The sequence below is a fragment of the Chelativorans salis genome (assembly GCF_025336525.1).
GTDB lineage: Bacteria > Pseudomonadota > Alphaproteobacteria > Rhizobiales > Rhizobiaceae > Chelativorans > Chelativorans salis.
On sequence record NZ_JAOCZP010000004.1, the window covers coordinates 40,394 to 64,368 of the forward strand.

The window sequence follows — 23,975 nt, forward strand, 5'->3', positions numbered from 1 at the left end:
CAACTGGATTCGACGGCGGGGCGAAACACCCGGCGCGGCGGGGGATGACCACACTTCCCCGGCATGCTAGAGGCTCTGCCATCAGCCGGACCGAGAGACACGCCATGACCGACAATCCGCGCCCCCGCGCCGCGACCAGCCGCAAATCCTCCGCCCTTTCCGGCCGCGGGCGCGTGCCGGGCGATAAATCGATCTCGCACCGCGCTTTCATGTTCGGCGGACTCGCCGCGGGAGAGACGCGCGTCACTGGCCTTCTGCAAGGCGAGGACGTGCTGCGCACTGGCGAGGCCATGAAGGCGATGGGCGCCAGGGTCGAGCGCCAGGGCGCGGCCTGGATCATCCAGGGCACGGGCAACGGCTGCCTGCTGGAGCCGGAAGGCCCGCTCGACTTCGGCAATGCCGGCACCGGCGTGCGGCTGACCATCGGCCTTGTCGGCACCTACGACATGACGACGCGATTTGTCGGCGACACCTCGCTTTCCCGGCGTCCCATGGGCCGGGTGCTCGACCCGCTCAGGCAGATGGGCACGCAGGTGGTGGAGGCGCAGGCCGGCGACCGGCTGCCGATCACGCTGCGCGGACCGAAACACGCCGCGCCGATCACCTACCGCGTGCCGATGCCCTCCGCCCAGGTGAAGTCGGCGGTGCTTCTGGCAGGGCTCAACACACCGGGCGTCACCACTGTCGTCGAGCCGGTGATGACGCGCGATCACACGGAAAAGATGCTTCTCGGCTTCGGCGCCGCGCTCGAGGTGAAGACGGATCCCGAAGGCGTCCGCCACATCCGGCTCGAGGGGCAGGGCACGCTCAAGGGGCAGGAGATTGCCGTGCCGGGCGACCCGTCCTCCGCCGCCTTCCCGCTGGTGGCGACGCTGATCGTGCCGGGCTCGGACGTCGTCATCGAAAACGTGCTGATGAACCCCACGCGCACCGGGCTTATCCTCACCTTGCAGGAAATGGGCGCCGACATCGAGCCCATGAACCGCCGTGCCTCGGGCGGCGAAGAGGTGGCGGACCTGCGCGTGCGCTCCTCGCACCTCAAAGGGGTTGCGGTGCCCGCAGAGCGCGCGCCCTTCATGATCGACGAATACCCGGTGCTGGCGGTAGCCGCCAGCTTTGCCGAGGGCGAGACGTTGATGCAAGGGCTGGAGGAACTGCGGGTAAAGGAGTCAGACCGCCTTGCCGCCGTCGCCGCCGGACTGAAGGCAAACGGTGTCGACTGCACGGAGGGCGAGGCCACACTGGCCGTGCGCGGCCGGCCCGAAGGCAAGGGGCTGGGCGGCGCCACGGTCGAGACCCACCTCGACCACCGCATCGCCATGAGCTTCCTCGTCATGGGTCTTGCCACGGAAAAGCCGGTGACCATCGACGACGAGACGATGATCGCCACCAGTTTCCCCGAATTCATGGCGCTGATGCGGGGGCTGGGGGCGGAGATCGAGACCGTGGAGGAAGCGGTGTGAGGCAGGAGGGTCTCATCATCGCCATCGACGGACCCGCCGCCTCGGGCAAGGGCACGCTGGCGCGCAGGCTCGCCGCCCATTACGGCCTCAACCACTTCGACACCGGCCTTTCCTACCGGGCAGTGGCGAAGGCGCTTCTCGATACCGGGCAGCCGCTCGATGACGCAGCGGCGGCGGAGGAAGCAGCCCGCGCACTCGATTTCCGCACACTCGACCGCGAAGCGCTCTCGGCCCATAGCGTCGGCGAAGCGGCGTCGAGCGTAGCCGTCATACCGGGGGTGCGTAGGGCGCTGGTGGAGAAGCAGCGTACCTTTGCCGAGACGCCGCCGGGGGCGGTGCTCGACGGCCGCGACATCGGCACCGTTGTCTGCCCGGACGCCGATTTGAAACTCTACGTGACAGCGAAGGCGGAAGTGCGCGCGGAGCGCCGCTGGCAGGAGATCGTGGCCGCCGGCGGCAAGGCCGACTACGCAACCGTGCTGGCCGATGTGGAGCGGCGCGACGCCCGCGACATGAGCCGTGCCGACAGCCCGCTCAAGCCCGCCGACGATGCGCACTTGCTTGACACGAGCGAAATGGATATAGAGACCGCGTTTCTCGCCGCCACCCGGCTGATAGACGAGGTGCTGGCGAAGAAGAAGACGATCTGAAGCAAAGCGGCGCTTCGTGGCTTTCCAGAGGGAGGCGGCAAGCGTATTTTTGCGTTGGATGGAAAACCGGCCTGCGCGCGTTCCCATGCGCCGGATTTGCCGCCCGAGAGGCGGCTTTGAGCTTGGACAAAGCTCGGATGTGCGGCAGGCCTGACGCAACACGAACCCACCGGCGCCCTGCCTTCGACCATCGGGAGGCATTTTCAGGAGCATCAATGTCACAACTCAATCCGTCTCGCGACGATTTCGCGAGTCTTCTCGAAGAATCCTTTTCCGAGCGCGACACCAGCGAAGGCTCGGTCGTCAAGGGCATCGTCACGGCCATCGAAAAGGACATGGCCATCATCGACGTCGGCCTGAAGGTCGAGGGCCGCGTGCCGCTCAAGGAGTTTGGCGCCAAGGCGAAAGATGGTCAGCTCAACCCCGGTGACGAGGTCGAGGTTTATGTAGAGCGCATCGAGAATGCGCTGGGCGAGGCCATGCTGTCGCGCGAGAAGGCGCGCCGCGAGGAAAGCTGGGTCAAGCTGGAAGAGAAGTTCAACAACGGCGAGCGCGTCGAAGGTGTGATCTTCAACCAGGTCAAGGGCGGCTTCACGGTCGACCTCGACGGCGCCGTGGCCTTCCTGCCGCGTTCGCAGGTGGATATCCGCCCGATCCGCGACGTCTCCCCGCTCATGCACACGCCGCAGCCCTTCGAAATCCTCAAGATGGACAAGCGGCGCGGCAACATCGTCGTCTCGCGCCGCACCGTTCTTGAGGAGAGCCGTGCCGAGCAGCGCTCGGAGATCGTGCAGAACCTCGAGGAAGGCCAGGTGGTCGAGGGCATGGTCAAGAACATCACCGACTACGGTGCGTTCGTGGACCTCGGCGGCATCGACGGCCTGCTGCACGTCACCGACATGGCATGGCGCCGCGTCAACCATCCGACCGAGATCCTGAACATCGGCCAGACGGTGAAGGTGCAGATCATCCGCATTAACCAGGAGACGCACCGCATCTCGCTCGGCATGAAGCAGCTCGAGGCCGACCCGTGGGAAGGCATCGGCGGCAAGTATCCGCTGGGCAAGAAGGTGCAGGGCCGCGTCACCAACATCACCGACTACGGCGCCTTCGTGGAGCTGGAGCCGGGGATCGAGGGCCTCATCCACGTCTCCGAGATGTCCTGGACCAAGAAGAACGTGCACCCCGGCAAGATCCTGTCGACCACGCAGGAAGTCGAAGTGGTTGTGCTCGAGGTCGATCCGGTCAAGCGCCGCATCTCGCTGGGCCTCAAGCAGACGCTGGAGAACCCCTGGGAGGCCTTCGCCCGCACCCATCCGGCCGGCACGGTCGTCGAGGGCGAGGTCAAGAACAAGACCGAGTTCGGTCTGTTCATCGGGCTCGAAGGCGACGTGGACGGCATGGTCCACCTCTCCGACCTCGACTGGACGCGTCCGGGCGAGCAGGTGATCGAGGAGTTCAACCGTGGCGACATGGTGCAAGCGCAGGTTCTTGACGTCGACGTTGAGAAGGAGCGCATCTCGCTCGGCATCAAGCAGCTCGGCCGTGACGTCATCGGCGAAGCGGCTGCCTCCGGCGAACTGCGCAAGGGCGCCGTCGTCACCTGCGAAGTCACCGGCGTCAAGGAGGGCGGTCTGGAAGTGCGCCTGGTCGACCACGACCTGGAGTCGTTCATCAAGCGCTCCGACCTTTCCCGCGACCGCGGCGAGCAGCGCCCCGAGCGCTTCGCAACGGGCCAGAAGGTCGATGCCCGCGTGACGATGTTCGACAAGAAGACGCGCAGGATCAATGTCTCGATCAAGGCGCTGGAAATCGCCGAGGAGAAGGAAGCGGTGGCCCAGTTCGGCTCGACCGACTCCGGCGCCTCGCTCGGCGACATCCTGGGCGCCGCGCTCAAGAAGCAGGGCGGTAAGGAGGAGGAGCAAGAGTAGTCCTCTGCTCCTTTCGCACTACCGGTAAGAGCCCCGCGCGCCTCAGGCCGCGGGGCTTTTCTTTTCAGGGCCAGCGCTTGTCATGGGGTCCTCCAGCAACGAAACTCACCCTGGCGGTGGGTCCGATAAGTGAGGAACGCATGAAGCAGAAGGTTTCCGGTATCGGCGGCGTCTTCTTACGCGCCCGCGATCCCAAGGCGCTCGCCGCCTGGTACGAGGAACATCTCGGCATCGACGACCTGAACAAGGCCGTCTGGCACCAGGAGGCGGGCACCACCATCTTTGGGCCGTTCTCAATGGAGACCGACTATTTCGGCAGGCCGGAGCAGCAATGGATGATCAACTTCCGCGTCGATGATCTCAATGCGATGATGGATCAGCTAAAGGCGGCGGGCATAGCGGTGGCAACGCGCGCCGAATGGGATTCGGAGGTCGGCCGCTTGGCGCGCATCCACGATCCCCAGGGCAATCCGATCGAACTGTGGGGGCCGTCAGCGAAATAGCTTGGGCAGCTCACCAGTGCGGCGGCTTGGTCACCGGCACGTCAGGTGCGGTCTGCTCTTCCAGCGCCAGGAAGCGCTCCGTCAGCCGTTCGAGCGTGGTCTGCAGCCGTTCGATCTCGGTCCACTGGTCGCTGATCTGTCCCGACAGCTCCTCGATCGTCTTTTCCTGCTCGGCGACCAGGATCTCGAGCTTCTCCAGCCGCGTTTCATTCATGATTTCCATCTCCGCTTGCCGCTTGAGAATTGACAATTCCCTTGGCCTTTGTCGAGTGTAAGCTGGCGTCGGTTGGCACGTGCAAAACGGCGTGATACCTGTTTGACCAAACGATAAAAAATAGGGGGCAGCGGGGCCCGTATGGCGGAAGCTGCAATCGAACTCAAGGGCATCAGCAAAAGCTTCGGCTCCGTGCGCGCCAACCGCGACATCGACCTGAAGATAGCGCCCGGCACCATCCACGGCATCATCGGCGAGAACGGTGCCGGCAAGTCGACCCTGATGTCGATCCTCTACGGCTTCTATCAGGCCGACAGCGGGGAGATCTTCGTCAATGGCGAACGCGCCGTCATCCACGCTTCGAGCGATGCCATCGCCCGCGGCATCGGCATGGTGCACCAGCACTTCATGCTGGTGCACAACTTCACCGTTCTGGAGAACGTCATCCTCGGCGCGGAGGGCGAGCCGCTTCTGAAGACCTCCATCGCCAAGGCGCGGTCGGAGCTGGAACGGCTGGAACGCGACTACGGGCTGGAGGTCGATCCCGACGCGGTGATCGAGGACCTGCCGGTCGGCCTGCAGCAGCGGGTGGAAATCCTCAAGGCGCTCTTCCGCGGCGCCGACATCCTGATCCTCGACGAGCCCACGGGCGTGCTGACGCCAGCCGAGGCCGAGCACCTCTTCCGCATCCTGCGCCAGCTCAAGGACGAGGGGAAAACCATCGTCCTTATCACGCACAAGCTGCGCGAGATCATGGCGGTTACCGACAATGTCTCGGTCATGCGCCAGGGCGCGCTGGTCGCCACGCGGAAGACGGCGGAGACCACGGTGGAGGAACTGGCCGAGCTGATGGTCGGCCGCCGCGTGCTCCTGCGCGTCGAGAAGGGCGACGCCCACCCGGGCGACTTCATCCTCTCGGTCAAGAACCTGACGGTGGAGGACATGCGCGGCGTGAAGATGGTCGACGACGTTTCCCTGGACGTGCGCACCGGTGAGATCGTCGGCATCGCCGGCGTGGCCGGCAATGGCCAGACGGAGCTTCTGGAGACCATCACCGGTATGCGCAAGGCCGTCTCCGGCACCGTCACGCTGGACGGTGCGCCGGTGGAGCTGACGGGGGAGGCCGATCCGACGGACCTGCGCCGGCGCGGCATGGCGCACGTGCCGGAGGACCGGCACAATATGGGCCTGGTGCTGCCCTTCGAGGAGAACGAGAACGCCATCCTCGGCTACCACTGGCAGGACAAATACGTGAACGGCCCCTTCCTCGACATCGAGGCGATCCGCCGCGATGCGCAGGGGAAGATCGAGAAATACGACATCCGCCCCACCGACGCCCGGCTCAAGACCGCCAATTTCTCCGGCGGCAACCAGCAGAAGATCGTGCTCGCCCGCGAGATGGAGCAGGACCCGAAAGTGCTGATCGTCGGTCAGCCGACGCGCGGCGTCGATGTGGGGGCCATCGAGTTCATCCACAAACGCCTCATCGACATGCGCGACCAGGGCAAGGCGGTCCTCCTCGTCTCCGTCGAGCTCGACGAGATCCGCTCGCTTTCCGACCGCATCCTGGTGATGTTCGCCGGCCGCATCGTCGGCGAGCGCGGGCCGGACGCGACGGAGGGCGAACTTGGGCTCCTGATGGCCGGCGTGGAAGAGAAGGAGGCCGCCGAGTGAGCACACCTTACGCAAAGCTGCCCGCTTGGGCCGATTACGGGCTGATCCCGCTCATCAACCTGCTCGTGGCCTTCGTGGTTGCCGGCCTCGTCGTTCTGCTTATTGGTGAGAACCCGCTGCGGGCGGCGGTCATCCTCGTCGACGGGGCGATCGGTCGGGGGCAAGCGATCGCTTATACGCTCTATTATGCGACGAGCTTCATTTTCACCGGGCTCGCCGTCGCCGTCGCCTTTCACTGCAGCCTCTTCAATATTGGCGGCGAGGGGCAGGCCTATATCGGTGGGCTGGGGGTAGCGCTCGTCTGCCTCACCTTCGACAGCGTGCTCCCGTGGTGGCTCACCTTCCCGCTCGCCATTGCAGGCGCGGCGCTGTTCGGTGCCGCGTGGGCCTTTATTCCCGCCTATTTCCAGGCCAAGCGCGGTTCGCACATCGTCATCACCACCATCATGTTCAACTTCATCGCCGCCAGCCTGATGGTCTATCTGCTGGTGGAGGTGCTCAAGCCTGCGGGAAGTCAGGCACCGCAGACGCGGACCTTCCTGGAGGGCGGGCAGCTGCCGAAGCTCAACTGGATGCTGGAGGCGGTCGGTCTTACGGTGCGCTCGGCGCCCCTGAACGTGTCCTTCCTCCTGGCCCTCGTCGCTGCCTTCTTGGTCTGGGTGCTGATCTGGCGCACGCGGCTCGGCTATGAAATCCGCATGCGCGGCCACAGCCCGAAGGCGGCGCGTTATGCCGGCGTGAGCGAGGTGCGCGTCATCATCGTCACCATGCTGATCTCGGGGGCGCTGGCCGGCATGATGGCGCTCAACCCGGTGATGGGCGACCAGAACCGCCTGCAGATCGACTTCGTCACCGGTGCGGGATTCGTCGGCATTGCCGTCGCGCTGATGGGGCGTTCGCATCCTGCCGGCATCGTGCCGGCGGCCATCCTGTTCGGCATGCTCTACCAGGGCGGCGCCGAACTTGCCTTCGAGATGCCAGGCATCTCGCGCGATATGATCGTCATCATCCAGGGCCTGGTTATCCTCTTCGCCGGAGCGCTCGAACACATGTTCCGGCCCAGCTTGCAGGCGCTGTTCGCCAGTTTCAGCCCGCGCGCGGTAGGGGCTGAAGCGAAGCAGGGGGAGAGCGCCTGATGGACCTGTTCAGCACGCTCGTCCTCCTTCTGGATTCCACCGTACGGCTTTCCGTGCCGCTGCTTTTCGCCGCTCTCGCCGGCCTTTATTCAGAGCGCTCGGGCGTCTTCGACATCGGGCTTGAGGGCAAGATGCTGGCGGGTGCTTTTGCCGCCGGCGCGGCAGCCGCCGTTTCGGGCTCCGCATGGGTCGGGCTCATGGCGGCGGTGCTGGTCTCCAGCTTCATGGCCCTGGTGCACGGTTTCGCCTCCATCACCCACCGCGGCAACCAGATCGTCTCGGGCGTGGCGATCAACTTCATCGCCGCCGGCTCCACCATCATCCTCGGCCAGGCCTGGTTCAGCCAGGGCGGCCGCACGCCGCTCGTCGGCTCGGACGGCCGCTTTGGCGCCATCCACCTGCCTTTTGCCGATGCGCTGCGCGGCGTGCCGGTGGTGGGGCCGCTCTATTCGCAGCTTCTGTCCGGCCACTCGCTGCTCGTCTATCTGGCCTTCCTGCTGGTGCCGTTCACCTGGTGGGTGCTGTTCCGCACCCGTTTCGGACTGCGGCTGCGTGCGGTGGGCGAGAACCCGGCGGCGGTGGACACGGCGGGTATCTCCGTCCAGTGGCTGCGCTACCGCGCCGTCATCTGCACCGGCGTGCTGACCGGCCTTGCCGGCACCTATCTGGCGCTGGCGCAGAATGCCGGCTTCGTGAAGGATATGACGGCCGGCCGCGGTTTCATCGCGCTCGCTGCCCTCATCTTCGCCAAGTGGCGGCCGGTGCCGGTGATGTTCGCCTGCCTGCTGTTCGGCTTCCTGGATGCCCTTTCCATCCGCATCCAGGGCACGCCGCTGCCTCTCATCGGCCGGGTGCCGGTGCAGTTCATGCAGGCGCTGCCCTACATTCTCACCGTTGTCCTCTTGGCCGGTTTCATCGGCAGGGCCATCCCGCCCCGCGCCGGAGGCGTGCCCTATGTGAAGGAGCGTTGATGAGCGCGAGTGAGCTTTTCAAGGCCGCAAAGGCGGCGATGAGCCGTGCCTATGCGCCCTATTCCCGCTTTCCCGTCGGCGCGGCGATCCGCACCGATGCCGGCGCCGTGCATGCCGGCTGCAACATCGAAAATGCCTCCTATCCCGAAGGCTGGTGTGCGGAGACAACGGCGCTCGGCCATATGATCATGGCCGGCGGCGGCAAGGTGGCGGAGATTGCCGTCGTGGCGGAGAAGATGCCGAAGATCATGCCCTGCGGCGGCTGCCGGCAACGCCTGTCGGAATTCGTGACTGCGGACGCGAAGCTGCATCTGTGCGACCTTGACGGCGTGGTGGAGACCGTGCCGTTTTCGACCGTCTTTCCACGCGCATTCGATCTGGAGGCGAACGGGTGAAGGAAGCGGTAGACCTTCTGACGAAGCGGCTGAACGGACGCGCTCCGCGGCTGGCACTGGTGCTCGGCTCCGGTCTCGGCGGCCTCGTGGACGAGGTGACGGATGCTGTCCGCATCCCCTATAGCGAGCTGCCCGGCTTCCCGCAGAGCGGCGTGACGGGCCACGCCGGCACGCTTGTCGCCGGTGATCTGGCGGGAAGGCCGGTGATCGTGCTAGCCGGCCGCGCCCACTACTACGAACACGGCGACCCGGCCGCCATGCGCCCGGCGCTGGAGGTGTTGGCCGGCATCGGCATCACCTCCCTCATCCTCACCAACGCCGCTGGCTCGCTGAAGGCGGAGATGCCGCCGGGCTCGGTGATGCTGATCGAGGACCACATCAACTTCTCCGGCGCCAGTCCGCTGATCGGCGAAGGCACCGACCGCCGCTTCGTCGGCATGAGCGAGGCCTACGACGTCGACCTGCGGACGGCGCTCGAAAAGGCCGCCGAAAAGGCCGGCATGACGCTTCACAAGGGCGTCTACATGTGGTTCGCCGGCCCCAACTTCGAAACCCCGGCTGAAATACGCATGGCGCGCACGATGGGGGCGGACGCCGTCGGCATGTCGACTGTGCCGGAGGTGATCCTGGCGCGCTTCCTGGGCCTCAGGGTAGCGGCCTGCTCCGTCATCACCAACCTCGCCGCCGGCATGGCCGCGGGCGAGCTGTCACACGAAGAGACCAAGGACATGGCCCCGGTGGGAGGGGAGAAGCTGGCGCGGATGTTGCGGCGTTTTTTCACTGAGGGGTTGGCGGATGTCTGAGGACACCGTCCAAAGCGAAGAAACGACGCCCCTTCGTGCCCCCCTTTGTCCTGCCGGACATCTCCCCCACGAGGGGGGAGATCGGCTGACTGCTCGGACGGCGATTTTCCGGCGGCAACACAGGCGCGGCAACCATGAAGCCGCGATCTCCCCCCTCGTGGGGGAGATGTCCGGCAGGACAGAGGGGGGCGAGATCGCGCGCTCACATATCAGGGTGTCCTAAGCCATGTTGCCGCAGGAGATCATCCGCAAGAAGCGCGACGGCGCGGTGCTCTCGGCGGCGGAGATCGGAAATTTCGCGACGGGTCTTGCCAAGGGCGGCTGGAGCGAGGGGCAGATTGCCGCACTCGGCATGGCGATCTTCCTCAAGGGCATGAGCCGCGAAGAAACCGTCGCGCTGACGCTTTCCATGCGCGATTCGGGCGAGGTGCTCGACTGGTCATCGCTCTCCGGGGCCATCACGGATAAGCACTCCACCGGCGGCGTGGGCGATAACGTCTCCCTCATGCTGGCGCCCATCGTGGCGGCTTGTGGCGCCTATGTGCCGATGATCTCCGGCCGCGGCCTCGGCCACACGGGCGGAACGCTCGACAAGATGGACTCCATTCCCGGCTACCGAAGCCAGCCGGGCGGGGCGCTGTTCGCCAAGGCCGTGCGAGAGGCCGGCTGCGCCATCATCGGCCAGACGGGAGACCTGGCGCCGGCTGACCGCCGCTTCTATGCCGTGCGCGACGTCACCGGCACGGTGGAGTCCGTCCCGCTGATCACCGCGTCAATCCTGTCGAAGAAGCTGGCGGCGGGGCTGCAGTCGCTCGTGCTCGACGTGAAATCCGGCAACGGCGCCTTCATGGCGAGCAGCCGCGAGGCGCGAAAGCTCGCCGAAAGCCTGGTGCAAGTCGCCGAGGGCGCTGGGCTTTCCGCCAGCGCCCTGATCACCGATATGAACGAGCCGCTGGCCTCCTGCGCCGGCAATGCTATCGAGGTCCTGGAGGCGGTTGATTTCCTCACCGGGAAGAAACGCAACCAGCGTCTGGAGGAGGTGACGCTGGCGCTGGCTGCCGAGATGCTGCTTTCGGCCGGCATCGCCGGGTCTACGCGCGAGGCCTACGACCGCACGCGCCAGGCGCTCGATAGCGGGAAGGCGGCAGAGCGATTCGGCCGCATGGTGCGGGTGCTGGGCGGGCCCGCCGATTTTGTCGAGAACGTCCGCAAACACCTGCCGGAAGCGCCGGAGCAGGTGGCGGTGACGGCAGAACGCGATGGTTTCATCGGCCACATCGATACGCGCGGCCTCGGTATTGCCGTGGTCGAGCTCGGCGGCGGCCGGCGTACGCCGGAAGACGCGATCGATCATGCGGTGGGCCTCGACAGCATCGCGCCGGCGGGCAGCGCTGTGCAGAGCGGAGAAGCGTTGGCAACCGTGCATGCCCGCACGAAGGCCGATGCGCAGCGGGCGGCCGAGGTCGTATCGAAGGCCTTTGAGATTATCGATGAACGGCCGCGCCGCCGCCCGGCGATCCTGCGGAAAGTAACCGCGGACGGGTGACCCCTACTGCTCCAAGAGCAGCGCGCCGTTCTCCATCTCGAAGCGGGACAGCCGGCTGAGAAAGCTCATGCCCACCAGCGTGCCGCTCAAGGCTTCGTCCTTGAGAACCACCGCCTGCACCTCCTCAACGAAGATGCGGCCTATCTGCAGGTTTCCAATGGTTCCTGCCGCCGCGGCGGTGGTGCCGTTTGCGGTGTCGACCCGATGGCGGAAATCGGACTGCGAGAGCTTCAGGCCGATGCGCCGGGCGGTCGACTCGTTGATGGCGACGAAGGTCGCCCCTGTGTCCACCATCGCATGGATCGTGCGTCCGTTGAGCTTGAACTCAGCCGAATAGTGGCCGCGGCCATCGGAAGGGATGCGCACCTTCCTGCCCAGAAGCGTCTCGGCGCGGCCCGGCGCATGTTTGACGGAAGCGGCGGCATGCTGTGTCTGCGGCGCCTCTTCCGTCAGCACCCGGCGCAGCATCCCGTCGAAAGCCTGCGGGTTCCGCTGATAGATAGCCGGGATCGAGGCGAAAATCCCCGCGACGGCACCCAGAAGGATGAGATTACGCAGCATCGGCATTGTCCGTTTCGGAAATGCACGGTGGCAGCGCAGCCTCACCGCCGGCTTAACGCCGGCCGAGAGATGGCGGCGTGGTTAGCGGGAGGTGAAGCTACTTCGTCCCGTACATGCGGTCGCCCGCATCGCCCAGGCCCGGCAGGATGTAGCCCTTCTCGTTCAGCCGCTCGTCGATGGAGGCGGTGAAGACCGGCACGTCCGGGTGCGCGGCGCGGAAGCGCTCGATGCCCTCCGGTGCGGCGAGCAGGCAGAGGAAACGCAGGTTGGTGGCTCCGCGGGACTTCAGCTTTTCGACCGCCGCCACGGCCGAATTGGCCGTCGCCAGCATGGGATCGACGACGATGACCAGACGGTTCTCCAGGTCGCCCGGCGCCTTGAAGAAATACTCGATCGCCTCCAGCGTGTCGTGGTCTCGGTAGAGGCCGACATGGGCGACGCGGGCCGCCGGCACCAGGTCCAGCATGCCATCGAGCAGGCCGTTGCCAGCACGCAGCACCGAGGCGAAGACCAGCTTCTTGCCCTCCAGCGTCGGCGCTTCCATGCCGGTCAACGGCGTTTCGATGGTGCGCGTGGTCAGTTCCAGGTCGCGCGTCACCTCGTAGCACAAAAGCAGCGAAATCTCGCGCAGGAGCCGACGGAAGCTGGCGGTCGAGGTCTCCTTGTCGCGCATGATGGTCAGCTTGTGCTGGACAAGCGGATGGTCGACGACGGTCACGCCCTGCATATCACTACTCCACGAACTCCTAATCCGTCAGCGATACTAGCGCCGGCGCGGCAAGCGGCATACTGCGGAGCGGCAACGGGCCACAATTTTTCACGGTGCCGGAACGCTAGCGTGTCTGGGCATACAGTTGCAGGAAATGTCTCCACCCCTTCGATGAACCTCAGGGCAGAGGGGCGACAACCCTTAGCTTTGACCGTTTTGCCGATTGGACCGTTCCGGCATGGATCCTCGGGTCAAGCCCGAGGATCCATGCCTGAAGATTGACGCACAGCCTGCGGTCCACAAAGGCCGCTCGTGCTAAGCAGCCTTGCGCATCTCGCGCTCGATCCTCGAGCGCAGCTTCTTGCCTTCTCCTTCCAGTAGAGCGGCAGCTTGGCTAAGGCATGCCTTGCGCAGCGTCTTCTCCCGCGCGGCGAGAAGCTTGCGGAAGGTGCGGACGGCGTCGGGCGCCGCGATCTCCGCCTCCTCCTGGTCGAGCATGTGATACATGGCGCAAATGTCGTTCAGTTCGCCCAGCTTCTCGGCCAGCCGGTCGGCGCGGCGCCGGTGCGCCGGCGTTCGACCGGGCCACATGTGGCCGAGCAGGTTCAGATGCATCCAGTGATATTTCAGCGCCTTGCGCAGCTCGTGAAAATCCTCGGCCCCGCCGCCCTTCTTCGCCACCTTCAGCGCCCGGCGCGCCTTGGCCACCATGGCGCGGGCACCGCGGGCTAGAAGCCGGGCGCCTTCCTGCCTTGTGCCGGGAAGGGCGAGGGTATCGAGCGCCGCCCGCGCCTCGGTAAGGGAGGCGAGCGCAGCCGGCACGGCCTCCCGCTCAGCATGCTCGTGCACAATGCGGTCACGACGGTTCTCCAGATGGGTCCGGATGACCGCTAGCTCGGCAGCGGCCCTGTTGCGGGAGCCAACGGCAAAGCGATCCAGCGTTTCGACCAGTGCGTCGGCGTCTCGCACCGCCGAGAGGCTGCGCGCCATATCGCGGAAACGCCGGTTCTCGCGCGTGTGGAAGTCCTCGTCGCCCTCGCGCACCAGCTTGATAAGCCCGCGCAGCCTTTTCAGCCGCTTGCGCGCGCCGTGCAGGGAGCGCTGACGCCCTTCCGGTGCCCTCTGCAGCAGTGCGGCAATGGTGGCTATTTCTTCGCCGGCGATCCGCCGGACCTCCGCATCGACAGGAAGAGCCGGGTCGAAGCAGTAACTCATTCAGCACACTCCGGCAGACCGTCCACGGCGAGCGAGGCGTTATAGTATGCCGGCTCGCCGGTTATTTCCAGGCCGAGCCAGGGCGGCAGATCCTCGTCCGCCACCGCTTCCGCCGTCTCCAGCTCGGCGATGACGAGGCCGGAAAGCGAGCCGGCAAACACGTCCACCTCGTAAAGGTAGCCATGGTGGCGGACGAGATGCCGCGCCTTCTCGATAATACTGCCTAAGGCGAAGGCCTCCATCTGCCGGGCTTCGGCCAGGGGAACGGAATATTCATACTCGTCCCGCACCCGCACATGGGCGCCGAACTTGAGCGCCAGCGTGGCACGCCCTTCCTTGAGGCGCACGCGCAGAGAGCGATCCGGCCCGATGAAGAGATAGAACTGACGGATGGTGAGAACCTCTGCAGCCTCGCCGCGCCAGGCGTCGCTCGCGACCAGGAATTTACGCTCGGTTTCCTTGGCCATTTGTCCTCCTGAAAGCATAGAAGCGTGCCACGCCCGGCGACGCAAGGGCGGGTTCCAGTATGGAGTTGACATTAATCAATCGATTGATTAAAGATATTCGCATGACAGAGCAGGAACATGACACCAAAGAAAAGGTCACCCGCCTCACCAGCGCCGAGCGAACGCGCGAGGCACTGATCCGCGCCGGGCTGAGGCTCTTCGGCGAAAAGGGCTTCGAGGCCGCCTCGACGCGCGAGCTGGCCGCCGCCGCAGGCGCCAATATCGGCTCCATCGCCTATCACTTCGGCGGCAAGGAAGGCCTGCACGGGGCTTGTGCGGACTATATCGTCGACCTGATCTCCAGCGTTGCCGAGGACGCCCTGGGCGATGTGGCTGCGCCGCAAACCTATCCGGCATCGCCGAGGCAGGCGCGGGCGATGCTGGGCCAGGCGCTGCAGGCGATGTTCGGCTTCATTGTCCAACGGCCGGAGGCCGGCGAGATCGTGCAGTTCATTCTGCGCGAGATGACGCACCCTACCACCGCCCTCGACACGATCTATGCCGGCGTGTTCGAGCCCGTGCACAAGCGGCTGTGCGGCCTCTGGGAAGCCGCCACCGGAGAGCCCGCCGAAAGCGAGCGCACCAAGATCACCGTTTTCACGCTGATCGGCCAGGTCGTCTACTTCCGCATCGGCCGCGAGGCCGTCAAACGCCGCATGGGCTGGCGCGAAATCGGCCAGCCCGAGGCTGCCGCCGTTGTGAGTGTGGCCAGCGGCAATCTTTCCGCCATTCTGGACGCGAGGGAGCGCGAAAAGTCATGAGCATGCTTTGCGCAATACCCTTTGCCGCTGCGCTGTTTTCCACTTGCGCCGCGCCCGAGCCGCTGGCCGTGGGCTACGTGGAGGGCGAATACGTGCTCCTGGCGCCGACCGAGGTGGGCCAGGTGCGCTCCATCGCCACGCGCCGGGGCGCACGGGTGGAGGAGGGCGAGACCGTAGCGCGGATGGAGCAGACAGATGCCAGAATCGCCGTCGCCCAGGCCGAAGCCGCGCTGGCCGAGGCGGAGGCACGGCTGGCCGATCTGAAGCAGGGAAAGCGTCCCGAGGAGATCGCCGTGCTGGAAGCCACACTTGCCTCCGCCAATGCGCAAGCTGCGGAGGCCGAGCGCGTTCTGACGCGCACCGAGGATCTCTTCAGGCGCGGCATCGCCACCCAGGCCGAGCTCGACAAGGCGCGCACGGAGGCCGAGCTTGCGCAGGCACGGGTCGGCGAGGCGGAGGCGAACCTGGCGGTCGCCCGCCTGCCCGCCCGCGCGCAGGAGATCGGCGCCGCCGAAAAGCGCCGCGAACAGGCGAAGGCTTCGCTGGAGGAGGCGCACTGGAAACTGTCCGAACGTGAGATCAAAGCGCCGGCCGACGGCCGCGTCGATGACATCATACGCAATCCCGGCGACGTGGCCGGCCCCTCCGCCCCCGTCATCTCCATGCTGCCGGACGGGGCTGTGAAGCTGAAACTTTACGTGCCGGAGCCGTCCTTTTCCGCCGTCGAGGTGGGCTCGCTGCTCGCGGTGAGTTGCGACGGCTGTCCGCGCGGTCTCGCGGCCCGCGTCTCCTACGTCTCGCCGGACCCGGAGTTCACGCCGCCGGTGATCTACTCGCTGGAAACGCGGCAGAAGCTCGTCTTCCTCATCGAGGCCAGGCCGGAAGGGGAAGGGACAAGGTGGCTGCAGCCGGGGCAGATCGTCGATGTAAGGTTGGAGGAAACGAATAACGAGTAGCGAGTAGTCAATAGGGGCGTCGATACCGCCCCTCGCGCATCCGACCTTCCCTACTTGCTATTCGCTACTCCCTATTCGCTCTCTCGGAGAGAGATACATGCACGCCATAGACGTCCACGACCTCGTCAAGAGCTTCGGCGACAAGACCGTTGTCGATCACGTGTCCATGACCGTGGACACGGGGGAGATCGTCGGTTTTCTCGGCCCCAACGGCTCCGGCAAGACCACCACGATCCGCCTGATGTGCGGCCTCCTGACGGCGGACGAGGGCCACGGCCAGGTGCTCGGCTACGACCTGATAACCGAGCAACTGAAGATCAAGCGCGAGGTCGGCTATATGACCCAGCGCTTCTCCTTTTACGAGGATCTGACGATCGCAGAGAACCTCGCCTTCGTCGCGCGGCTCTATCAGCTGAGGCCGGCCAAGGAACATGTCGACCGGACTCTCGAAGATCTCGGCCTGACGACGCGGCGCAACCAGCTTGCCGGCACTCTGTCGGGCGGCTGGAAGCAGCGCCTCGCGCTTGCCGCCTGCATCATGCACAAGCCGAGGCTGTTGCTGCTCGATGAGCCGACGGCGGGCGTCGACCCCAAGGCGCGGCGCGACTTTTGGGACGAGATCCATCGTCTCGCGGCGGACGGGCTGACCGTGCTCGTCTCCACCCACTACATGGACGAGGCCGAGCGCTGCCACCGCATCTCCTACATCTCCTACGGGAAGATGCTGGCGGGCGGCACCGTCGCCGAGGTCGTGCGCGACGCCGGGCTGACGACGTTTGTGATCGAAGGCCCGGATCTCGACCGCCTGGCGCGCGAAATCGAGAGGCTGCCCGGCGTCGAGCAGGTAGCGCCCTTCGGCGCCACGCTGCATGTGGTGGGGTCCGACGGGCAGGCGCTGGGTACCACACTTGAGGAAATTGGCCGGCGCCCCGGCGTGACGGTAGCGCACGGCGAGACCAGCCTCGAGGACGTATTCATCCAGTTCATGGGCGATGCGACGGACAACATGTCATGAAGCAGCGGTTCTTCTCCCTCGGCCGGCTCGCCGCGCTGCTCTTGAAGGAGTTCATCCAGATGCGGCGCGACCGCATCACCTTCGGCATGATGCTCGGCGTGCCGCTGATGCAGCTCGTGCTGTTCGGCTACGCCATCAACAGCGATCCGAAATACCTGCCCGCCGCCCTCGTCACCACCAGCCAGGACCACTACACACGCGCCATGGTCTCGGCCCTGGAGTTGACCGACTACTATCGCTTCAACCACGTGGTGGGGAGCGCGGCCGAGGCGGAAGCGCTGATGGCGAGCGGCGCCGTGGCCTTCATCGTCACCATTCCCGCCGATTTCTCGCGAAAGGTGGATCGCGGAGAGAAGGCGCAGATCCTTATCGAAGCGGACGCCACCGACCCGTCGGTCGCCAGCGGCGCGATCTCCACGCTCGGCACCGTGGCGAACCAGGCGCTGACGCGCGAACGTGGCATCACGCCGGCCGAGGCCGAAGCCGAAGGCGGGCTCGATGTGGTCGTCCACCGCCGCTACAACCCCGAGGGCCTCTCGCAATACAACATCGTGCCGGGCCTCCTCGGCGTCATCCTGCAGATGACCATGGTCATGATGACCTCCATCGCGCTGACCCGCGAGCGGGAGCGCGGCACCATGGAAAACCTGCTCGCCATGCCGGCAAGCCCGCTGGAGATCATGCTGGGCAAGATCCTGCCTTATTTCGTGATCGGCGCCGTGCAGGTGGCGGTAGTGCTCACCACTGCTGGCCTCCTCTTCGGCATTCCCTTCGTCGGCGACATGTCGCTGCTTTTGTTCGCTGTCTTCATCTTCGTGATGGCGCTAGTGCTCCTGGGCTACACCATCTCCACCATCGCCAAGACGCAGATGCAGGCCATGCAGCTCACCTTTTTCTTTTTCCTGCCGTCGATCCTGCTTTCGGGATTCATGTTCCCCTTCCGCGGCATGCCGCAATGGGCGCAATGGCTCGGCGAAATCTTTCCGCTCACCCATTTCCTGCGCGTCATCCGCGCCGTGATGCTCAAGGGCGCCGACCTGCCGGCCGTGGCGTTCGAGACCGGCATCCTGGCGCTCTTCATCCTCATCTATGCTGCGATCGCGCTGATGCGCTTCAGGAGGACGCTAGATTAATGCGGCTCAAGATAGAATACGACGCCGACACCGACGCTGCCTATATCCACTTCTCGGCAGCTGCCGTCGTCGAAAGCGAGGAGGTCTCGCGCGGAATCGTGCTCGATTATGATGAGGAAGGCCGCATCGCCGGCATGGAGCTGCCGGGCGCAAGCGGCCATCTGTCGCCGACGCTCCTGAGGCGGCGGCACCCGCGCCCGGCGCGCGTCTCACGTTCTTGACGGGCTCATCCTCCAGCACTAGTTTAGAATTATTCTAAACTAGTGCTGGATTTCTCTCCTCATGTTCAACCGCCTTTTCGGCTTCAACCGCCGCGCCTTCTCCTCGCTGTCGGAGCAAGAGGTTCTGGCGCTGGCGATTTCTTCGGAGGAGGACGACGCGCGCATCTATCGGGCCTATGCTGATGGGCTTTCAGACGATTATCCTCATTCCGCGGCGATGTTCGAGGATATGGCGGAAGAAGAGGATCGGCACCGCGCTTCCCTGATCGAGCTCCACCGCCAGCGCTTCGGCGAGCGCATTCCCCTCATCCGCCGCGAGCACGTGCGCGGCTATTACCAGCGCCGGCCGGACTGGCTGATGCGGCCACTGGGCCTTGAAACCGTGCGCGCCCAAGCCGCGCTCATGGAAGAAGAGGCACAGCGCTTCTACATCGAAGCCGCCAAGCGCACTGCGGACGCCGCCACACGCAAGCTCCTGGGCGACCTGGCCGCCGCCGAGCAAAAGCACGAATCGCTGGCCGAACACCTGTCGGAAAAGCATCTCGGCACCGATGCACGGGAGGAGGAAGCGCGCACCGAGCAGCGCCAGTTCATCCTCACCTATGTGCAACCGGGCCTGGCCGGGCTGATGGACGGCTCCGTCTCGACGCTCGCACCCATCTTTGCCGCCGCATTCGCCACCGGCGACACCTGGCAGACCTTCCTGGTCGGCCTTGCCGCCTCCATCGGCGCCGGCATCTCCATGGGCTTCACCGAAGTCGCCTCGGACGACGGCGTGATTTCGGGACGGGGCTCACCCATCAAGCGCGGCCTCACCACGGGCATCATGACCACGCTCGGCGGCCTCGGCCATGCACTCCCCTACCTCATCCCGGACTTCTGGACGGCAACGACCATCGCCATCATCGTCGTCTTCTTCGAACTATGGGCGATCGCCTTCATCCAGAACCGCTACATGGAAACGCCCTGGAGCCGCGCCACCTTCCAGGTGGTACTCGGCGGCGCGCTGGTGTTCGCGGCGGGCATGCTGATCGGGAATGCATAGGCCCCTCCCCTTGAGGGGAAGGGGAAAACGCCTAAACGTCCAGATTGGCCACCGACAGGGCGTTGTCCTGGATGAACTCGCGGCGCGGTTCCACCTCGTCGCCCATGAGGCGCGAGAACAGGGAATCGGCGTCCGTCGCGTCGGTCACCTTGACCTGCAGCAGCGAGCGGGCGTTGGGATCGAGCGTCGTCTCCCAGAGCTGCTCGGAGTTCATCTCGCCGAGGCCCTTGTAGCGCTGCATGGTGAGCCCCTTGCGCCCTGTGGCGAAGATGGCTTCGAGCAGCGCCATCGGCCCGGAGATGGTTTCGGACTTGTCGCTGCGCCTGAGGACCGGCGGCTTTCCATAAACCTCCTGCAGGCGCCCCGTATAGCGGTCGATGGCGCGCGCATCGGCAGAGCCGATCAAGGCCGCATCGAGGATAATGACATCGCGCACGCCGCGCACCGTGCGCTCGAAGAGATAGCCGCCGGCACCCTCGTTGGACGGGTTGAGCCGGCCCTGCCAGCCGCGCTCGGTCTCCTCCGAGATGATATCGAGGCGGCGCGCCACATAGCTTGCTGCCTCCGTTGCCCGCGCCGGATCGGCGAGCACCGCAGCGTTCATCGCGCCGGCGATTGCTGCCTGCTCGACCACGGCGCGGTCGTAGCGGGTATGCAGGCCGTTGATGAGGCCGCGCACAGTGCGTGCATCCTCCACCACCTGCTTCAAGTCTTGGCCGGAGCGCACCTCACCAGTGGAAAGCTCCAGAGAGGCCTCCTGCAGGCCAGTGTCGACCAGGAACTCCTCGAAGGCCGCCTCGTCCTTGACGTACTGTACGGACTTGCCGCGCGTGATTTTATAAAGCGGCGGCTGCGCAATATAGAGATGCCCGCGCTCGATCAGCTCCGGCATCTGCCGGAAGAAGAAGGTGAGAAGCAGCGTGCGGATGTGGGCGCCGTCGACGTCGGCGTCCGTCATGATGATGATCTTGTGGTAACGCAGCTTCTCGGCATTGAACTCGTCCTTGCCGATGCCGGTGCCGAGCGCGGTGATCAGCGTGCCGATCATATCCGACGACAACATGCGGTCAAAGCGCGCGCGCTCCACGTTGAGGATCTTGCCGCGCAGCGGCAGGATCGCCTGATTCTTGCGCGAGCGCCCGCTCTTGGCCGAGCCGCCGGCCGAATCACCCTCGACGATAAAGATTTCGGATTTGGCCGGGTCGCGCTCCTGGCAGTCGGCCAGCTTGCCGGGCAGTGAGGTGATGTCGAGAACGCCCTTGCGCCGGGTCAGCTCGCGGGCCTTGCGCGCCGCCTCACGGGCAGCGGCGGCTTCCACCACTTTGCCAACCAGCACCTTAGCTTCCGTCGGGTGTTCCTCGAGCCAAGTGCCGAGTGCCTCATTGACGAGGCTTTCCACGACCGGCCGCACCTCCGATGAGACCAACTTGTCCTTGGTCTGGGAGGAAAATTTCGGATCCGGAACCTTTACCGAAAGAACCGCCGTCAGTCCCTCGCGGCAGTCGTCGCCAGTCAGCGAGACCTTTTCCTTCTTCGTCAGGCCGGAGACCTCGGCATAGCTCGTGACCTGCCGCGTCAGCGCGCCACGGAAGCCTGCCATATGCGTGCCGCCGTCGCGCTGCGGGATGTTGTTGGTGAAGGCCAGCACGTTCTCGTGGTAGGAATCGTTCCACCACATAGCCACCTCGACGGTGATGCCGTCACGTTCGCCGGAGATGGCAATGGGATCGGCGATCAGCGGCTTCTTCGCCCGGTCGAGATATTTGACGAACTCCTCGATGCCTCCCTCATAGAGAAACACCTGTTCCTTCACGTCGGCATGGCGGCGATCGGTCAAAAGGATGCGCACCCCGGAGTTCAGGAAGGCCAGCTCGCGCAAGCGGTGCTCCAGCGTGCCGTAGTCGAACTCCACCATGGTGAAAGTCTCGGTAGAGGGCAGGAAGCTCACCTCCGTGCCCGTCTCTTCGCCGGCGTCGCCGGTGATGGCCAGCGGCGCATCGGCCACGCCGTTGGTGAAGCTCATCTCGTGGATCTGGCCCTTGCGGCGGATCTTCAGCTTGAGCCAGGTCGACAGCGCGTTGACCACCGAGACGCCGACGCCGTGCAGACCGCCGGAGACCTTGTAGGAGTTCTGGTCGAACTTACCGCCCGCGTGGAGCTGGGTCATGATGACCTCGGCCGCCGACACGCCCTCGCCCGTATGCACGTCGGTCGGAATGCCACGGCCGTTGTCGGTCACCGTGCAGGAGCCGTCGGGGTTGAGCGCAACGGTCACGAGCGTGGCATGGCCGGCCAGCGCCTCGTCGATGGCGTTGTCCACCACCTCGTAGACCATGTGATGCAGGCCGGAGCCGTCGTCCGTGTCGCCGATATACATGCCGGGGCGCTTGCGGACTGCATCCAAGCCTTTGAGAACCTTGATGGATTCGGCACCGTACTCTGCCGGTTCGCCGGGGAGGATTTCAGGCGTGTCGCTCATCAAATGCTTTCGTTAAGGGAGCGCCGTGGAAGGCGCCTGGAAATGCCGCGAATCAACGGCTGTTATCGCCTAAGATATAGGCGTTTCAATGGATTTTTCCAAGTTTAGCCGGCCTACGAGGCTGGGGATGAAAAGCCGCCTCACGGGCCTTTGCCTTTGGCGGAAAAGGCGATTATGAAGCCCGGTAACAGGGACAAAGCAAAAGACCGAGGCATCATGGCCACCATCAGCCAGAGACCCAAGCTCGTCACCGTGTTCGGCGGCTCCGGATTCGTCGGCCGCCACGTGGTGCAGGCGCTGACGCGGCGCGGCTACCGGGTGCGCGTCGCCTGCCGCAATCCGAACACGGCGGTGCACGTGCAGCCCCTCGGCAATATGGGCCAGGTGCACACGGTGCAGGCCAATCTGCGCTACCGCTGGTCGATCGACCGCGCGGTGGAGGGAGCCGACCACGTCATCAATCTCGTCGGCATCCTCTACGAATCCGGCCGCCAACGCTTCGACGCGGTGCAGAATTTCGGCGCCCGCGCGGTGGCGGAGGCCGCGCGCGCCGCCGGCGCCGGCCTCACCCAGGCCTCGGCCATCGGCGCCGACCTCAATTCGCCCGCGGCCTACGGCCGCACCAAGGCCGAGGGCGAACAGGCGGTTCTGGAGACGGTGAAGAACGCCAACATCATCCGCCCCTCCATCATCTTCGGGCCGGAAGACTCCTTCTTCAACCGCTTCGCCGGCATGGCGCGCTTCTCGCCTTTCCTGCCACTCATCGGCGGCGGGCATACGAAGTTTCAGCTCGTCTATGTGGGCGATGTGGCGGAAGCCTATGCGCGGGCCGTTGACGGCGCGCTCAAGCCGGGCGTAACCTATGAACTGGGCGGGCCGCAGGTGCTGACCTTCCGTGAATGCATGGAAGAGATGCTCGAGGTCATCAACCGCAAGCGGCTTCTCGTTTCCATCCCCTGGCCGATCGCCCGTCTGCAGGGCCGCATTCTGGGCATGCTGCCGAAGCCGCTGATCACGCTCGACCAGGTGCGCATGCTCGAAGTGGACAATGTGGTCTCGGAGGAAGCCAAGGAGCGCGGGCACACGCTGGAAGGGCTCGGCATCGCCCGGCATTCCATCCACGCCATCCTGCCCACCTATCTGTGGACCTACCGGCCGGCCGGACAATTCACGCTGCCGCAGGCCTGAAAGTCCTTGTGAAAATGGATCAGGCCGAGGCGAAGATGACGATTTTCGAGCACCGGAGAGCAGGAAATCGCCATTTGCAGGCCGGCCTCATTCAATTTTCAAAAGTGCTCTGAGGCGAGATTGGACGCGCTGGCCAACCTCCTGCCGGAGGGTCTCGGCGCCGCGGCAGGGCTCGTCCTCGTCGTTGCCAGCTTCTTCACCTCTGCGCTGACCGCCGTCTTCGGGATCGGCGGCGGGGTGGCGATGTTGGCGCTGCTCGGGCTCTTCATCCCCGTCGCAGCCCTCATCCCGGTGCATGGGCTCATCCAGCTCGGTTCCAACACCGGGCGGGCGTGGCACCAGCGGACGCATATCGTACGCGGCATCGCAGTGCCGTTTATCGCGGGAAGCGTGGCGGGTGCCGTCGTCGGCGCCTTTTTCGTCGTCCAGCTTCCCGATGCGGTGCTGAAGCTTGCGCTCGGCCTCTTCGTGATCGCCGTCACCTGGACGAAGATACCGGGGGTGGCCCAGATCGGCCATGCGGGGCTTGTGGCGGGCAGCGCGGTGCTCGCGCTCCTGAGCATGTTCTTCGGCGCCACCGGGCCGCTGTTTGCCGCCGCCTTCTCGCAGATCATCACCGATGACCGCAAGGCCCTGATCGCCACCCAGGCCGCCGGCATGACGATCCAGCACGCGCTCAAGGTGGTTGCCTTCTCAGTCGCCGGCTTCGCCTTTGCGCAGTGGCTGCCCTTCATCGTCGTGATGATCGCCTCGGGCTATCTCGGAACCCTTTACGGCACCCGGCTCCTGGAAAAATTCCCCGAGGAAAGCTTCCGCCGCTGGTTTCGCATCGGCCTCACGCTGCTGGCACTGGATCTGGTACGGCGCGGGATGGTGGGACTAATCCCTGCCCTTTGAGGG

General features: G+C 65.4%; 24 protein-coding genes. 18 read left to right on the forward strand and 6 right to left on the reverse strand.

All coding sequences use genetic code 11. The features are described 5' to 3' along the window. Positions 1-104: 104 nt before the first annotated feature. The 4 genes from aroA (at position 105) to N5A92_RS13865 (ending at position 4,547) form a co-directional block, all read left to right on the forward strand. Positions 105-1,463 (forward strand): 3-phosphoshikimate 1-carboxyvinyltransferase, encoded by a 1,359-nt coding sequence (aroA, locus tag N5A92_RS13850; RefSeq protein WP_260903710.1) that lies wholly within the window; start codon positions 105-107, stop codon positions 1,461-1,463. After that, entirely contained in the window at positions 1,460-2,113 is a 654-nt protein-coding gene (cmk, locus tag N5A92_RS13855; RefSeq protein ID WP_260903711.1) for a (d)CMP kinase, read from the forward strand. The genes aroA and cmk overlap by 4 nt, the downstream gene beginning before the upstream one ends. Before the next feature lie 215 nt (positions 2,114-2,328). Then, a complete protein-coding gene (gene rpsA / locus N5A92_RS13860; protein ID WP_260903712.1) occupies positions 2,329-4,044 on the forward strand; it encodes a 30S ribosomal protein S1 in 1,716 nt (571 codons plus the stop codon). A 140-nt stretch (positions 4,045-4,184) separates the two neighbouring features. After that, positions 4,185-4,547: a VOC family protein gene (locus N5A92_RS13865; RefSeq protein ID WP_260903713.1), complete on the forward strand. Its 363-nt coding sequence runs from the start codon at positions 4,185-4,187 to the stop codon at positions 4,545-4,547. A 10-nt stretch (positions 4,548-4,557) separates the two neighbouring features. On the opposite strand, the gene N5A92_RS13870 is transcribed toward N5A92_RS13865, so the two are convergent. Next, entirely contained in the window at positions 4,558-4,761 is a 204-nt protein-coding gene (locus N5A92_RS13870) for a SlyX family protein (protein WP_425248580.1), read from the reverse strand. Between the two features lie 141 nt (positions 4,762-4,902). Between N5A92_RS13870 and N5A92_RS13875 the strand changes: the two genes are divergently transcribed. From N5A92_RS13875 to deoA, 6 genes are all read left to right on the forward strand, one after another. After that, the gene (locus N5A92_RS13875) at positions 4,903-6,435 is read left to right on the forward strand and encodes an ABC transporter ATP-binding protein (RefSeq protein WP_260903714.1); all 1,533 of its coding nucleotides are present in this window, start codon (positions 4,903-4,905) and stop codon (positions 6,433-6,435) included. After that, positions 6,432-7,571: an ABC transporter permease gene (locus N5A92_RS13880; RefSeq protein WP_260903717.1), complete on the forward strand. Its 1,140-nt coding sequence runs from the start codon at positions 6,432-6,434 to the stop codon at positions 7,569-7,571. The genes N5A92_RS13875 and N5A92_RS13880 overlap by 4 nt, the downstream gene beginning before the upstream one ends. Then, positions 7,571-8,542: an ABC transporter permease gene (locus N5A92_RS13885; protein WP_260903719.1), complete on the forward strand. Its 972-nt coding sequence runs from the start codon at positions 7,571-7,573 to the stop codon at positions 8,540-8,542. The genes N5A92_RS13880 and N5A92_RS13885 overlap by 1 nt, the downstream gene beginning before the upstream one ends. Continuing rightward, positions 8,542-8,937: a cytidine deaminase gene (locus N5A92_RS13890; RefSeq protein ID WP_260903721.1), complete on the forward strand. Its 396-nt coding sequence runs from the start codon at positions 8,542-8,544 to the stop codon at positions 8,935-8,937. The genes N5A92_RS13885 and N5A92_RS13890 overlap by 1 nt, the downstream gene beginning before the upstream one ends. After that, on the forward strand, positions 8,934-9,740 hold the full coding sequence (locus tag N5A92_RS13895; protein WP_260903724.1) for a purine-nucleoside phosphorylase: 807 nt from the start codon (positions 8,934-8,936) through the stop codon (positions 9,738-9,740). Before N5A92_RS13890 ends, N5A92_RS13895 begins: the two co-directional genes overlap by 4 nt. A gap of 226 nt (positions 9,741-9,966) precedes the next feature. Further along, complete coding sequence (gene deoA / locus N5A92_RS13900; RefSeq protein WP_260903727.1) at positions 9,967-11,286, forward strand: thymidine phosphorylase; 1,320 nt, start codon at positions 9,967-9,969, stop codon at positions 11,284-11,286. Positions 11,287-11,289: 3 nt separating this feature from the next. On the opposite strand, the gene N5A92_RS13905 is transcribed toward deoA, so the two are convergent. From N5A92_RS13905 to N5A92_RS13920, 4 genes are all read right to left on the reverse strand, one after another. After that, a complete protein-coding gene (locus N5A92_RS13905) occupies positions 11,290-11,847 on the reverse strand; it encodes a TIGR02281 family clan AA aspartic protease (RefSeq protein WP_260903729.1) in 558 nt (185 codons plus the stop codon). Positions 11,848-11,944: 97 nt separating this feature from the next. Next, a complete protein-coding gene (gene upp / locus N5A92_RS13910; RefSeq protein ID WP_260903732.1) occupies positions 11,945-12,574 on the reverse strand; it encodes a uracil phosphoribosyltransferase in 630 nt (209 codons plus the stop codon). A 297-nt stretch (positions 12,575-12,871) separates the two neighbouring features. Then, on the reverse strand, positions 12,872-13,771 hold the full coding sequence (locus N5A92_RS13915; protein WP_260903733.1) for a CHAD domain-containing protein: 900 nt from the start codon (positions 13,769-13,771) through the stop codon (positions 12,872-12,874). After that, positions 13,768-14,238 carry a CYTH domain-containing protein gene (locus N5A92_RS13920; RefSeq protein WP_260903735.1) on the reverse strand — a complete coding sequence of 157 codons (471 nt, stop codon included), beginning with the start codon at positions 14,236-14,238 and terminating at the stop codon, positions 13,768-13,770. Before N5A92_RS13920 ends, N5A92_RS13915 begins: the two co-directional genes overlap by 4 nt. A 101-nt stretch (positions 14,239-14,339) precedes the next feature. On the opposite strand from N5A92_RS13920, the gene N5A92_RS13925 reads away from it, so the two are divergent. From N5A92_RS13925 to mbfA, 6 genes are all read left to right on the forward strand, one after another. Further along, positions 14,340-15,038 carry a CerR family C-terminal domain-containing protein gene (locus N5A92_RS13925; RefSeq protein WP_260903738.1) on the forward strand — a complete coding sequence of 233 codons (699 nt, stop codon included), beginning with the start codon at positions 14,340-14,342 and terminating at the stop codon, positions 15,036-15,038. Beyond that, positions 15,035-15,994 carry an HlyD family secretion protein gene (locus N5A92_RS13930; RefSeq protein ID WP_260903741.1) on the forward strand — a complete coding sequence of 320 codons (960 nt, stop codon included), beginning with the start codon at positions 15,035-15,037 and terminating at the stop codon, positions 15,992-15,994. The genes N5A92_RS13925 and N5A92_RS13930 overlap by 4 nt, the downstream gene beginning before the upstream one ends. A gap of 97 nt (positions 15,995-16,091) precedes the next feature. Beyond that, positions 16,092-17,009, forward strand: coding sequence for an ABC transporter ATP-binding protein (locus N5A92_RS13935; protein ID WP_260903743.1), 918 nt, complete (start codon positions 16,092-16,094; stop codon positions 17,007-17,009). Beyond that, the gene (locus tag N5A92_RS13940; RefSeq protein ID WP_260903744.1) at positions 17,006-18,142 is read left to right on the forward strand and encodes an ABC transporter permease; all 1,137 of its coding nucleotides are present in this window, start codon (positions 17,006-17,008) and stop codon (positions 18,140-18,142) included. The genes N5A92_RS13935 and N5A92_RS13940 overlap by 4 nt, the downstream gene beginning before the upstream one ends. Then, positions 18,142-18,363, forward strand: a complete 222-nt coding sequence (locus N5A92_RS13945) for a DUF2283 domain-containing protein (RefSeq protein WP_260903745.1) — start codon at positions 18,142-18,144, stop codon at positions 18,361-18,363. Before N5A92_RS13940 ends, N5A92_RS13945 begins: the two co-directional genes overlap by 1 nt. 61 nt (positions 18,364-18,424) lie before the next feature. Next, the gene (gene mbfA / locus N5A92_RS13950) at positions 18,425-19,408 is read left to right on the forward strand and encodes an iron exporter MbfA (protein ID WP_260903746.1); all 984 of its coding nucleotides are present in this window, start codon (positions 18,425-18,427) and stop codon (positions 19,406-19,408) included. Between the two features lie 31 nt (positions 19,409-19,439). Here mbfA and gyrB read toward each other — a convergent pair whose 3' ends face one another. Further along, on the reverse strand, positions 19,440-21,887 hold the full coding sequence (gene gyrB / locus N5A92_RS13955) for a DNA topoisomerase (ATP-hydrolyzing) subunit B (protein WP_260903747.1): 2,448 nt from the start codon (positions 21,885-21,887) through the stop codon (positions 19,440-19,442). Positions 21,888-22,103: 216 nt separating this feature from the next. Between gyrB and N5A92_RS13960 the strand changes: the two genes are divergently transcribed. Both N5A92_RS13960 and N5A92_RS13965 read left to right on the forward strand, forming a co-directional pair. Beyond that, positions 22,104-23,075, forward strand: a complete 972-nt coding sequence (locus N5A92_RS13960) for a complex I NDUFA9 subunit family protein (protein WP_260903749.1) — start codon at positions 22,104-22,106, stop codon at positions 23,073-23,075. 120 nt (positions 23,076-23,195) lie between these two features. Then, positions 23,196-23,972 carry a sulfite exporter TauE/SafE family protein gene (locus N5A92_RS13965; protein ID WP_260903752.1) on the forward strand — a complete coding sequence of 259 codons (777 nt, stop codon included), beginning with the start codon at positions 23,196-23,198 and terminating at the stop codon, positions 23,970-23,972. Positions 23,973-23,975 lie beyond the last annotated feature (3 nt).